Source organism: Alteromonas macleodii ATCC 27126, assembly GCF_000172635.2.
Classification (GTDB): domain Bacteria; phylum Pseudomonadota; class Gammaproteobacteria; order Enterobacterales; family Alteromonadaceae; genus Alteromonas; species Alteromonas macleodii.
Window position 1 is genome coordinate 864330 of sequence record NC_018632.1, and the last position, 13439, is coordinate 877768.

Genomic DNA, 13439 nt, shown 5'->3' on the forward strand with positions numbered 1-13439 from the left:
CTGCGTCTTGAGCAACGTCACATCAAAAAATGTAGAGTTAGTGATTATATATGGAATACAGCTGTTCGCTATAAAGAATAATGATTTCGCTATTGTGCGCTGAAAGGTGGTAACTGCAAGCGTAAACTTGAGCTATCCGAAAGGCCTTTATTAATTCTTTTTTGCGAGCGGTGCATATGAAAAACCTTCCTCTAAATCAGTACATTTCACACGCCAGTCAGCTGGTTTACGGCTGTATGGCTATTGGTGGAGAGTGGGACTTTAACCCATTAACCAAAGATCAAACCCAGCATGCGTTTGCGGCGGTCGATGCTGCGCTAGAAGCCGGTATTACCGTTTTCGATCATGCTGATATATACCGAATGGGTAAAGCAGAACAAGCATTTGGTGAAGTGTTAAAATCACGCCCTAACTTACGGGAAGAGATAGTGCTTCAGTCTAAATGTGGGATTCGTTTTGAAGATGAACACGGGCCCAAACGTTACGATTTTTCGAAAGACTGGATTGTCACTTCTGTTGAAAACACGCTTTCGCGATTAAATACTGAATATCTCGACCTGCTTTTGCTGCACCGCCCAGACCCATTGATGGAAGAAGAGGAGGTTGCCGCTGCATTTGATGCCTTGTTTGATAGCGGTAAGGTTAAGCACTTTGGCGTGTCGAATATGAGCGGCGTACAAATGCAGCATCTTAATCACTATATTAATCAGCCGCTTATTGCGAATCAGGTTGAGATGAGTCTTACTAACTTAGGCTTTGTGGATGAAGGTATTTATGTCGGTAACCCAGATGGGCAGCATGTGAACTTTACAGCGGGCACACTTCAATACGCAAAGCAAAACAACATTCAAATGCAGTCGTGGGGGCCAGCAAGCCAGGGTAAATATACCGGAGCACCCGCTGCGCTAACTGCGCAAGAAGAAGCGACTAAAAAACTCGTTGCGACCTTAGCGCAAAAATATGGTGTAGCGACCGACGCAATCGTGTTGGCTTGGTTAATGCGCCACCCCAGCAATATTCAGCCAATTGTTGGTTCGGCAAACCCCAAGCGTATTAAAGCAAGTGCAGAAGCCGTTACAGTGACGCTTACGCGGGAAGACTGGTACGCATTGTACGTAAGTGCAAAAGGGGTGGAGTTACCATGATGTTTTTCTCTCGCGATGTAACTGTACGCTGCCATTCGCAAGCAGCAGCCGTTACTTCAATATGGAGTGCAAGAAAATAAGTTCTTTGATGATAAAAAGCAGGTGTTTGCCTTCGCCCGCGTAGCGAATGACACAATGCCAAACGGAGGCGTGGCGCAACAAAATGACGAAGCACTTTTAGTTGTGTTTAACGTGTCAGCCGAGCAGCAAACGGTAACGGTTTCTCAGCAGTATGAAAGCTACTTAGTTGTTTCAGGAGCCGCTAAAATTTCCGCTTCTGACAACGGTGAAACACAGATTACTCTGCCAGCTTTTAGCTTTGGGTTGTTTTCATCAAAATAATATCCTGAGCACCAGACGTTTATTAAAGCGTGTGGTGCCTCTTTTTTTACCTGCTCCCTGTGAACATGCATCACAGACAAACCATTGTCATAAAACCACAAAATCTCTATAGTTGCTGTACGGTGCGTTGATCAACATCGACACTCCATAGCAGCAGCGCCATTGCGCCGAATGCGTTTCTCTATCTCCAATGCAACAAGCCTGGTTCACTTCTACATGAAAATATTGCATACATCTGACTGGCACTTAGGTCAGAGTTTTTTTACGAAAAGTCGCAAAAACGAACACGCCGCTTTCCTTAAATGGCTTCTTCAACAAGTAGAAGTGCATCAAATAGATGCGATTATTGTCGCGGGTGATGTGTTTGACACGGGCACGCCGCCTAGCTACGCCAGAGAGCTCTACCATGCGTTTATCGGTGAACTTCAGGGGATGCAGTGTACATTGGTGGTGCTGGGGGGAAATCACGATTCAGTATCGGTATTGAACGAAAGTAAGGCGCTACTGAAATACTTAAATAGCCACGTAATTGCCAGTACATACGGCGAATTGAGTGAACAAGTCATTACGCTTAACGATCGCAAGGGGCAGCCCAGCGCCGTACTGTGTGCCGTACCCTTTATTCGCCCACGTGATGTGCTTGTCAGTGAGGCAGGGCAAAGCGGCACTGACAAGCGTCAAGCGCTTGGCGATGCGATAAAGCAGCATTATGGGGCGCTTTATAACGAAGCCTTGTCACTGCGCGCTTCAATTGAAGAAAAACAAGGAGAGGAGGGCAGTAAAAATAGCGCTGCTATTCCTATTATTGCTACAGGGCACTTAACCGCTTTAGGCGTGAGTCAGTCAGAAAGTGTACGCGATATCTACATTGGCACCCTTGAAGGCTTTGACGCCAAAGGGTTTCCGCCCGCCGATTACATTGCACTTGGGCATATTCACAGGCCACAGAAAGTCGCTAAAACAGAACACATTCGCTACTCAGGCTCGCCCATACCGCTAAGTTTTGATGAACTAAACACACAAAAGCAAGTAGTGTTGATAACGTTTGAATCTGAAAGCACAACGCCTACTATCTCAACGCTTCCGGTACCGCGCTTTCAGGCCATGGAAGTCATAAAAGGCGACTTAAAAGCGATTGAGGCGGCCATTAGTAAGAGCGATGCCATCACGTTAGCTTCTCAAACAGATGATGCCGTTAGCGAAGTGGATAAAGCCGTTAGCGAAGTGGATAAACCCCTTAGCGCAACGGATAACGCCATTAGCTCTAAAGACCCAGTGTGGTTATGCATTGAAGTTGAAACAGAAGACTATCTGACTGATCTACAGCAGCGTATTCAGGGCTTGTTAGAAGGGAAAAACGCTGAGATTTTACAGTTGAAACGCAAGCGTAAGCGCACAATAAATAGCTTAACGGAAAAGCAAAACGTCCAGCTTAGTGAACTATCGGTAAACGATGTATTTGAAGCGCGTTTGGCATTGGAGAGCATAGAAGATAGTTCAACAACTGAGTCGGCACAAGAAACCCTGCTAGATGACGACCAAAGCGCCAGAGAAACAAAAGAAGCAGGTTCAGAGAAAAGCGCTTCACGCATAAACCGGATAAGGCGGTTGTTTAATGAAGCAGTAGAGCAAGTGCATACCAATGATGAAGATACCGAAGTATCAGTAGAGGCAACATTGGCAAACACAACAGAAAACAAAGGCGAGTAATACAATGAGAATATTGACCTTACGCCTTAAAAACTTAAACGCCCTAAAAGGGGAGTGGAAGATAGATTTCACCCATTCGCCGTTTATCGACAATGGCCTGTTTGCTATCACGGGTCCAACGGGGGCGGGTAAAACCACGCTACTTGATGCCATTTGTTTAGCGCTTTATCACCAAACCCCTCGCTTGGGGCCAATTTCAACGTCTAACAACGACATCATGACCCGCGGCACGGCGGAGTGTTTGGCGGAGGTTGAGTTTGATATTAAGGGAAAAGCATACCGTGCGTTTTGGAGTATGCGTCGGGCCAGAGGGAAAGTTGACGGTAACCTGCAAAGTGCCGATGTTGAGCTGGCCGAAGTTGAAAGCGGCAAGGTACTGGCTACCCAGGTTAGGCCGAAAAGTGAAGAGATTGAAAAGCTGACTGGCCTTAACTTTGCCCGTTTCACCAAGTCTATGATGTTGTCGCAAGGGGATTTTGCTGCGTTTTTAAATGCTAACGAGGCCGACCGAGCCGAGCTGCTTGAAGAGTTAACTGGCACTGAAATTTACGGGCAGATATCACAGGCAGTACATCAGCAATTTAGTGACGCTAAACAAAAGAAAAAAGAGTTTGCGATAAAGCTGGAAGGCGTAACTTTGCTTAGCGACGAGCAAATCACCCAGCTTGAAGAAGAGCAAGCACAAACCAAGAGCCAAGTCGCAACGTCTAACCAAACACTTGTTCAGTTACAAAAGCAACAGCAGTGGCAACAAGCGTTTAACGCCAATGAGCTAACCATAAAAGAAGCCAGTGAAGCGCAGCAGAGCGCGAATAACGCCATCAATGAGGCGAGACAAGAACTTGATCTTTTAACCCAAAGTGAGCCAGCTGAAAAGCTTCGCCTGCCATTTTTGCAAAGAAACGGGCTTCAGCAAGATGTAACTCGTTATAAAGAAAAACTTGAAGAGAAAGCAGCCCAGTTGCCCGACTTAAAAACGCAAAAGGCACAGCTCAGTTTGGAAGTGACCAACGCTGAACAAGCATTAGTTCTTACAAAGCAACAAAGCAGTGAGCTTGAAAAGCGCATAAATGAGCAGGTAGTTCCACTAGATAACCAAATAGCGCAGCTCACTACTGAACAGCAAAAAGCAAACGAAAACGCGGCACGTTTAAGGCAGTCAATAAACGCGTTAACGCTAAAGCGCACAGAAATCGAAAACGCTTCGGCAGATAACAAGACCAAGCTTGGTGAACTGGAAACCTACTTACATGAACATCACTCACTTAGCGGCATAGCGGAATTTATAAGTGGCTGGAGTGAAACGGCGCGCCATATTGAACATGATAAAAAGCAGTTAGAAACACTAACACAAAGCGTAAAGAATGATCGTCAGGCGCTTTCATCCCTAGATGACGCTATCGCAAAAACAAATGAGTCGTTAAGCGCGTTAACGCAGATCTTCGATGACAAAAACGCGCAAGTTGCCAAGTGCGAAAAGGTACTTCAGGCCACGCTATCTGACAAACCAAGTGATACTAATAGTGCTAATACAACCAGCAAAGCAAACCTTCAGCAAGAGCGCGATAATAAGCTTCATCATTGGGATAGTGTGCTACAGATAGGGCATATTCAACAGCAATATTTGGCACTTGAGCAAGACAAAGTATCGCTGAATGCACAGAAAGTCGACTTAGCGAAGCAACTAGCACAGCAGCAATCTGACCGCCAAGCCTTGGTTGATGCTTACAAGCAAACTCGTAGTAACCTTAAAGACATAGAAGCGCTTATCGCCCTAGATGCTGAAGTGGCGCACCTTCGCGCACAGTTAAAAAGTGGCGAGCCATGCCCTGTCTGTGGGGCAAACGAGCACACCACGTCTACCGTGGTTATTGATGTACCTGAAACTATCCAAAAGCGAGATAGCTTAAAGCAGCAGTTAGATGATATTGAGCAGCAAGGGGCGCGGGCAAAAGAAAGTGTTACACAAACTGAATTCACGCTTGCTCAGGTTAATAAGCAGCTAGAACAGGCAAGCGGGCAACGAGATACGCTGCTAGAAAAGTGGCAGCAGATTTCAAGCGTACTTAGCGCTGATATACCGAGCTTTGAAAAGGTCGACATTAATACATCGCAAAGCGTCGCTCAATTTACCCAGCAGTTTAAAACTCGTCTTGATGATATTAGTGCTCAATTAACCCGTTTAGAAGAGTGCGAGCAAGCTCTAAATGCTGCACTGCAGGCTAAAAATGAAGCGCAACAGGCATTACAAGGCAAGCAGTCAGAACTTGCAGTTTCTCTGCAGCAGCGCGAAACCTTGGAAAAGCAATTTAACGAACGTAATACAGAGTTAGAGAGTAAAACAAAAAGGGTTAACGATGGTATTTTAGCGCTCAGCGAGACTATGACGGCGCACGGTGCTGATATTCACAATCTGTCTATTGATGGAATTACCACGTGGTTAAATGAAAAAGCCGAAGCGCTAAGAACTTATAAACACAATCATCAGCTACACGCCAAACTTAAAGATGAGTTGCAAGGGGTAAGTAGCACCTTGCTTGTGGTTAATCGTGATATCGAGAGCGCCGAAAATCAGCTTAAGGGTGTATGCGAAGAGCTTGTGCAGCTAGATTATAGCCTAAAGGCGCTGCTAGACTCGCGCTCAACCGTATTCCCTGAAGGCAATATTGCTGAAACCAGAAATAAGGCAAGCGCTGCCCAAGAACACGCTGAGCGAAATGTAAATGAATGCAAATCTCGCCTGCAACAAACGGACACTATTTTGTCTCGTTTAGAAGCAGAAATTGCCCAGCTTAATGAGCAAATGCGCGAAAAAGAGCAGGCACTTTCAGAGGCAACAGAGCACTTTAGCCGTCAGTTGGCGAGCAGCCCATTTGCCGATGAGCACGCGTTTAGCAATGCCCTTTTAGACGAAGATACCCGCAACACCTTGCTTGAACTGCAAAAGCGATTAACTCAGCAAAAACAACAAGCGGACTTAAAGCTAGAAAACGCGCTAGCTACCCAACAATCGCTAAAAGCCCATGCTAACGCAGCATTGTGGCAGAGCGAGCTAGAAGAGCACGGTGCACAGTGGCTCGATACGAAAATTACCCAGCAAGCTCAGCAGCGTGACACGCTGTTATCGTCTTTAGGGCAAATTGAACAGCAGCTAAGCGCTAACAATCAAGCCCGCGAAAGGCAGCAGCAGCTTGTGGATGAGATGGCTGCGTTTGAGGCCTATTACGATGATATTACTTACCTGCATTCGTTAATTGGTTCGGCCAGCGGCGATAAATTCAGACGTTTTGCCCAAGGACTTACCTTGGACAACTTAGTGCAGCTTGCAAATCAGCAGCTTGATAAATTACACGGTCGCTATCAGCTAATTCGAAAAGAAAACGAAGGGTTGGGTTTAAGTGTATTGGACACCTGGCAAGGTGACGTGGTGCGAGACACCAAAACCCTGTCCGGCGGAGAAAGTTTCTTAGTGAGCCTTGCACTGGCATTAGCTTTATCTGACTTGGTCAGTCACAAGACCAGTATTGATTCGCTGTTTTTGGATGAAGGCTTTGGCACCCTAGATGCTGAAACTTTGGATGTGGCGCTTGATGCCCTAGATAACTTAAATGCCAGCGGAAAAATGATTGGTGTGATAAGCCATATTGAAGCCATGAAAGAGCGTATTCCTACTCAGCTTAAAGTGATTAAACGCAACGGTGTAGGCTTAAGCGCACTAGAAAAACCTTATGCGGTGGGGTGAACTCACCGCTTTAGGAATTAGTAGTTAAAACGTTTGCTTACAAGTATGTGCTTGGTAAATGCTCGCAAGATCATGGTTTTATGATACTTTATCGTTATTAAAAGTAGATATGGACATCATATTTAGTGAAACGATTTGCGATATACCCTCTTTTTGCCTCTTTCTGTTCGTTTGGTAGTACCTTTCAGTGTGAAAGTGAGTTTGCATGGCTAAAAAGCACGTTTGAAAACAACGATGCCGGCTTTCAATATACCGCAGAGAAAAAAGGGCAGGACCTTTATTCGGCCCACAATAGTGCGATTTTGGCGCGAGTACAAAGCGCGAAAAGCGAAGCGCAATGCCACGCAGTGCTTAGCGACTGGCTTACATTTTTTCGCAAGGGGCACATTGGTCTTGCGCTAAATACGAATGGCTCAGAGGAAGCGGTACGCGAATCGGTAGTGCATGATTTCGACTTATCGGCATTTAAACAACATTTGAAAAGCCAACGTGACGAAACTCTTGAGGGGATTTGGCAATTCTCAAGCTATACGGTTGCCTTAAAAAAAGAGGGCAATGTCCATAAAGCTTATATCGTTGAAAGTACCAACCCTTCATGGAAGGCGGGACAAGTAAAGTTTATCCTTAACGACCCTGCAGACAGCAATACTGCAAAAGTGACGTTTTTTATGGGCGATCACTCCGCCCGACAAATCGATACCATTACGTACTTGGGTAACAATGAAGTGGTGTTAGGCAATAGCTTTATTGTTATGTCGCGTGAGGAACCGCGACAAGAATCATCCCCTGAAATAACACGCTATGTTCGCCTGCTTAGTACAAAAGCTCCGCTATTCGAGAAAGTTTCAGAGAACACTGTGTTAGTTCGCATACCGGCTTTCGATCATGCCTTCAAAAAAGACATCGACGCGGTTATCGCTAAGCACCTAGACACGATTTTAAAAACTGAAAACTTCATTATCGACATCCGAGGAAACGGTGGTGGTAGTGACGTAAGCTATGCGTCTTTACTCCCTATTTTATACACCAACCCTATTCGCACTGTAGGCATGGAATACTTATCTACCGAGCTTAACAACTCTAGAATGCTTGGCTTTTTGCAAAACCCTCATTTTAGTGAAGAAGAAAAGCTATGGGCAAAAGACGGGTATGACATTCTTAATCAACACATCGGCAGCTACATCAATATTGATGAAGACGTAACGGTGGAGACATTCGATAAAATTGAACCCTTGCCGAAGAGTATTGGCGTACTTGTTGATTCAAGTAATGGCAGCACCGCTGAGCAGTTCTTACTGGCGGCTAAACAAAGCAAAAAAGTAAAGTTGTTTGGGCAAACTACCGCAGGTGTACTCGATATTTCTAACATGTATCAAACTGATTCGCCGAGCGGTACTTTTACTTTGTATTACAGCCTGACTAAAAGTTTACGCATTCCGCATATGGCCATTGATGGGGTAGGCATTCAGCCAGACTATTATATTGATGGAGAACTTCCTCTTTACCAGTGGACGTCTTATACGCAAAAGATACTTGAAGGCATGTAATGGAAATGAACTCGAGAAGAGCAAGAACTCTCGTTACCTCGTAGTACTATTTCCATTAAATACCCAGTACTTGCACAGCGTATAGTTACAAGCTGCGCCAGCAATGATGCCAATTGATAAGGAGAGCAATGGCATGATTCCAGTTTGCCCAAGCTTCACATTCGCAATGGAGAAGCAGATAAAATTAGGCAGTGCAGAAACTGTGGCGACCGTCATAAATCGAAACCATTGTTGCAAAACAGGAGCGTCATCTCTCTGAAAAGTAATGTGTCGATTGCCAAGCCAAGTAGCCGTTGCCGCGCACAAAAAAGCAATTATGCGTGCTTGAATTAGGCTTAAATGTGATGCGTATACAAATATAGAAAATGTAGCAGCATCAACAGAAAAGCCTAATATTCCCACGCCGATAAATCGAAAGACCTCTTTCTTCATAGTTTAGTTTGGCATTCATAAAGAGAGCGCCCGCTATGTGCTTCAAAAACTAATTTGCAGTCAAAGAATGGTGAGTCGGTAATTTTGGGTAGCGATTCTTGGGTAACGATGAACTGAGCGCTTCTCAGCTCAGGAAGAGTCGCTTTCATATCAATTTCTTTAGCTTGCCCGTGGCTGTAAAACTGTCCTGAAAAAGGACGTTTTCCGATATAGTAGATGGGGAGGCTAGGGTTACTATGCGCAAGTAGCGCTTTATCGCTGCGTTTTTCACCCCAGTGTACGTGTATATAAATACTGGTAACAATAAGTAAAAGCGGCGCAATACTAGCAGCAACTGGGAACCATAAAGTTTGCCAAATGCGGTTCGCGAGAATCAATGAAAAAATAAGCCCGAGCGGGGGAATAGCTGGTAGCACATAGGCGGGCAGAATATTGCCTGCAAATGAAAAAAATACTAAAGGTGATGCCATCCAACAAGCTAAAAAACTAAATAGCTTTTTATTGTTAGAGATGATCTTTTTAACGTTACCAATTCGCGTGAAAATCACAAGCGGAAGAATGATTGACCAAGGTGCCGCCGCATAAACCCAAAAAAGCCAAATGGTACCTCTCGTTTCTGTGTGAGCAGTACCATATAAGTCGCCTTCCCATCCGGAAACGACAAAACGCTCAAAATGTTCTCCTACAAAAAAATAGTCGAGAAAACCCGGAGTAGCTTGCTCAGCAAGAACATACCACGGCAGTGCAATGGCCGTCATTAGTGCCAGCCCACGAATGATAGGAATGCGACGCCAAAAAGTCACAATGCCTGTACCAAGTCCATAGTTAATTACTAGCCAAGGGAAAATTGCTAACCCAACTAGTAATATAACAATTGGACCTTTTGCTAGGAGTCCTACGCCGAGTCCCGAAAATCCGACAAATGCCCAGCGTAATGTTGGAACGTCCTGATCATAACTTTCCCAGCATAGGTAAAAGCCCCACATTGCAATGGTAATACCTAGGGTCAATGCCATATCCGTCATTACCGCCCCGGCAGCAATCAAAAACATGCCCGATGACGCCACTACTATTGCTGCGACAACCCCACTGATACCCAGGCGTTTAGCGAAGCTGAACAAAATAAGAATTACAAATACACCTGCTAACCAATGAGGGAATCTGAGTGCAAACTCATTAATGCCAAACAGTGTCACCCCTGCAGCACTCATCCAAGTAAAGAGCGGAGGCTTGCCCCAAAACGGTACACCGTAGTCGAACTGTGGCGTTATCCAGTTGCCTGTTTCGAACATCAGCCTCGCCATTTCGCCATACCTTGCTTCGGTAGTATCCATAAGCGGGTAACTACTAAGTGATAGCAAACGAATTGATAGCACTGCAGTGAGAGTCCAAAATAGCGTTTTCCTACTTAGTGTCATGCGCGTTTCTCGCTAAGGGTTTGTTTATGAACAGCGCCTTTCTCAGAGTAAGACTGAATGAGGTAGAGTGGTCTTTGTTTCGTTTCGATGAAAATTCTTCCTATATACTCGCCTAGCAAACCTATTGTGATAAGTTGAATTCCGCCAAGAGCAAGTTGCACAACCATAAGTGATGGGTAGCCAGAAACCGGTTCACCAAATAGAAGAGTTTTAGACACTACAAAAAGTCCATATAGAAAGGCGCTGCTAGCGATAATTAAACCAAGCACAGTTGCAGCTCTGAGTGGACGGATACTAAATGATGTAATGCCGTCAATCGCCAGACCCACTAGTTTGAAGTAATTCCATTTAGACTCACCACAAAAACGTGGATCGCGAGTGAATGGAAGTGTTGCTTGCTTGAACCCTGGCCAAGAAAAAATTCCCTTCATATATCTGTTTCGCTCCGGCAACGCATTGATATGGTCGACGACTTCCCGGGCAATCAGCCTGAAATCTCCAACATTTTCAGGTATATCTGTTTGGGACATTATGTTTAGTAAACTGTAGAAGACTGCTGCAGACTTCTTTTTAAGCCAACTTTCTCCAAGTCGTTCAGAGCGCTGCATATTTACCACATCGAAACCCTCTCGCCACTTGGTTAACATAGCAGGAATGAGCTCCGGAGGATCTTGTAGGTCAGCATCAATTGCGATAACGGCAAGCCCCGAACTATGAGCGAGCCCCGCGCTTAAGGCGCTCTCTTTTCCAAAATTTCTGCTTAACGCAATACACTTTATTGAGGAGGTATGAGAAGAGAAGCTTTCAACTAACGATTGGCTGTTATCCGTGCTTCCATCATTGACATAAACAATTTCGCTAGTATCTGAAAGGGTATCCAATACTCGTGTTAACCGAGCATGAAACTCACAAAGCACACTTTCTTCATTAAAGTACGGAACGACTACACTCAATGTAGTAGGCGGGCTAATGCGACTTTGAACAGATGAGATTTTTCCCATAACACTTACCAAACCTCTAAAAATTTAAAACTACAGAAGCAAACTGCTGTCAGAGTTGAGGAGCTTAACAAGCTAGATGTGAAAAGATTGTTGTTCACATTTTTTTCACGCCAGTAAGCGGAAAATAAGAACGAGAAGAAGAGAGCTGAATGCAGAAAATTTTGTTGATAGAAGATAGTCGAGAAGTCGCAGGGATTTTATTTGAGTATTACGAAAGTAAAGGCGTTGAGCTAGATTATGCTGATAATGGCGAATTAGGCTTTGAGCTTGCAAAAGCTGAGAGTTTCGATTTGATTTTACTCGATTTAATGCTGCCGCGAATGGACGGGTTGACGCTATGCAATAAGCTTAGGGATGAAGGTATTACAACGCCCATACTGATGTTAACGGCGCTCGATAACAGGGAAGATATGTTAAATGGCTTTAAGCATGGTGCAGATGATTACTTAACAAAACCATTTGATTTTGACGTCCTTGACGCTCGTGCCAATGCATTGATTAAACGCTACAAGGGACAAGTAGCAACATCAATTTTGCAGTTTGGCACGCTTAAGATCATACAAAAATCTCGCAAAGCATATCGGGATGACAAGTTATTGGTGCTCAACCCTACCACCTACACTATTTTAGAATTACTGTGTCAAAAGGCACCAGAGATAGTGTCTCGTCAAGAAATAGCTGAGAAGCTATGGCAAGAACATGAACCGCAAAATGATGTGTTACGCAGCCACATCTATCAGCTACGTAACCAGCTTGACAAGCCGTTTCACTCACCAATGCTAATTACCGTTCCTAAAATAGGTTTCAGGCTGGAGGAAGTGTAAATTGTTCGGCATATTTTCAAACGCACGCACACTTACTGGTAAGTTGGCATTGTTTTTTACAGTGATGTCATGCGTCATCGGTGTTTTAACGTTTTTACTTTTTTATTATGCCCTTCAATGGTCAGAAGACAGAGTTGGTGAGCGACGCATTCTTATTGATCGCGACAGTGCCGTTGAGAGATTTACAAATGGAGAGCATGGCGTCATAAAGCTCGATACTCTGACGACGGCCTACAACGACGAAGCGCAAGTGCCAGAGCCATTCAAGTCTTTTTTAAAAAATAAAAATACTTATCTAGGCGAAGTGGACACATTAGATTCACCTTCAGGCCACATGGTATTTAAGGGCGTTTACACCCAAAATGGTCAGCAAAAGGATATTGTTGTTTTAAGTTTTGTGGATAAAGTTGAGTTCAGTCGTGAAGAGATGGCGTTTGTTGCTATCGTTGTTATCATTTTTATCGCACTGCTCATGTTTGTGTTCGGTGCTTTCCTGTTTAAAGTTTCCAAAAAACTGATTGAGCCAGTCAATGAGCTTGCTCATCAACTCAACGACTCTTCAGGTGATGCGACGCGTGCGTTTAAGATTGGCAAAGGCGCAGTGGGTGAGTTTCAATTACTAACTACCAGGCTCAATCAATATCGCAAAGAGTTACGCCTTGTTTTAAAGAGAGAGCAAGCGTTTGCCCGCTATGCTAGCCACGAACTTCGTACGCCTTTAACCATTGTTAAGGGCGCTAATAACCTATTGTCACGGAGTGAATTAACAGAGGGGCAAGAACGACAAGTAGCTCGCATTAATGATGCGGTATCAGAAATGATAAAAATGGTTGATGCGTTGCTTTCCATTGTAAGGTACGAGCGGAACTCGGGCGATATTGAGGTGCGAGATGTAGACAAAAGCGAAATAATCAGAATTGTCGAAGCTAATAATCTTCATGCCGTGGATAAGCAAATTCGAATCAATGTGGATTTCAGAAGCAGTCCCAAAATCAAAGCTTCGCAGGCAATATTAAGCATGGTAGTGGGAAATATACTGAGAAACGCTTGTGCTGCATCCCAGAAAGGGGAAGTTGACATTTTAGTTAACGACAATGCAATAGAAGTAATCGATGATGGAGCGGGCCTGTCCAATGAAAGCAGCAAAAGTGGCCATGGGCTAGGGTTACTGATTGTTGACGATTTATGTCGGCGCTATGGATGGCAATTTTCACTACAGCCCCATGAATCGAGAGGTTGCCGCGCAATCATAACCTTTACCTAACTTCCTTACAGCCA

At 44.5% G+C, this 13439-nt stretch carries 10 protein-coding genes; 7 read left to right on the forward strand and 3 right to left on the reverse strand.

The features are described from left to right. Window positions 1-176: 176 nt before the first annotated feature. The 5 genes from MASE_RS03735 (at window position 177) to MASE_RS03755 (ending at window position 8486) form a co-directional block, all read left to right on the forward strand. Window positions 177-1145 (forward strand): aldo/keto reductase, encoded by a 969-nt coding sequence (locus tag MASE_RS03735; RefSeq protein WP_014948422.1) that lies wholly within the window; start codon window positions 177-179, stop codon window positions 1143-1145. A gap of 66 nt (window positions 1146-1211) precedes the next feature. Continuing rightward, window positions 1212-1487, forward strand: coding sequence for an alpha-glucosidase C-terminal domain-containing protein (locus tag MASE_RS03740; RefSeq protein WP_014948423.1), 276 nt, complete (start codon window positions 1212-1214; stop codon window positions 1485-1487). Between the two features lie 216 nt (window positions 1488-1703). Further along, window positions 1704-3197, forward strand: coding sequence for an exonuclease subunit SbcD (sbcD, locus tag MASE_RS03745; protein WP_014948424.1), 1494 nt, complete (start codon window positions 1704-1706; stop codon window positions 3195-3197). 4 nt (window positions 3198-3201) lie between these two features. Then, window positions 3202-6939, forward strand: coding sequence for an AAA family ATPase (locus tag MASE_RS03750; protein ID WP_014948425.1), 3738 nt, complete (start codon window positions 3202-3204; stop codon window positions 6937-6939). Between the two features lie 125 nt (window positions 6940-7064). After that, window positions 7065-8486 (forward strand): S41 family peptidase, encoded by a 1422-nt coding sequence (locus MASE_RS03755; RefSeq protein WP_014948426.1) that lies wholly within the window; start codon window positions 7065-7067, stop codon window positions 8484-8486. Between the two features lie 33 nt (window positions 8487-8519). Here the strand turns inward: MASE_RS03755 and MASE_RS03760 are convergent, their stop codons facing one another. Genes MASE_RS03760 through MASE_RS03770 form a run of 3 tightly spaced genes read right to left on the reverse strand, consistent with a single transcriptional unit; the run spans window position 8520 to window position 11337 of the window. Continuing rightward, window positions 8520-8918 (reverse strand): GtrA family protein, encoded by a 399-nt coding sequence (locus MASE_RS03760; protein WP_014948427.1) that lies wholly within the window; start codon window positions 8916-8918, stop codon window positions 8520-8522. Then, the gene (locus MASE_RS03765; protein ID WP_041693375.1) at window positions 8915-10336 is read right to left on the reverse strand and encodes an ArnT family glycosyltransferase; all 1422 of its coding nucleotides are present in this window, start codon (window positions 10334-10336) and stop codon (window positions 8915-8917) included. Before MASE_RS03765 ends, MASE_RS03760 begins: the two co-directional genes overlap by 4 nt. Beyond that, window positions 10333-11337, reverse strand: a complete 1005-nt coding sequence (locus MASE_RS03770) for a glycosyltransferase family 2 protein (RefSeq protein WP_014948429.1) — start codon at window positions 11335-11337, stop codon at window positions 10333-10335. The genes MASE_RS03765 and MASE_RS03770 overlap by 4 nt, the downstream gene beginning before the upstream one ends. A 149-nt stretch (window positions 11338-11486) precedes the next feature. Between MASE_RS03770 and MASE_RS03775 the strand changes: the two genes are divergently transcribed. Further along, a complete protein-coding gene (locus MASE_RS03775) occupies window positions 11487-12161 on the forward strand; it encodes a response regulator transcription factor (protein WP_014948430.1) in 675 nt (224 codons plus the stop codon). A 1-nt stretch (window position 12162) separates the two neighbouring features. Continuing rightward, window positions 12163-13425 carry a sensor histidine kinase gene (locus MASE_RS03780; protein WP_014948431.1) on the forward strand — a complete coding sequence of 421 codons (1263 nt, stop codon included), beginning with the start codon at window positions 12163-12165 and terminating at the stop codon, window positions 13423-13425. The last annotated feature ends 14 nt before the right edge of the window (window positions 13426-13439 follow it).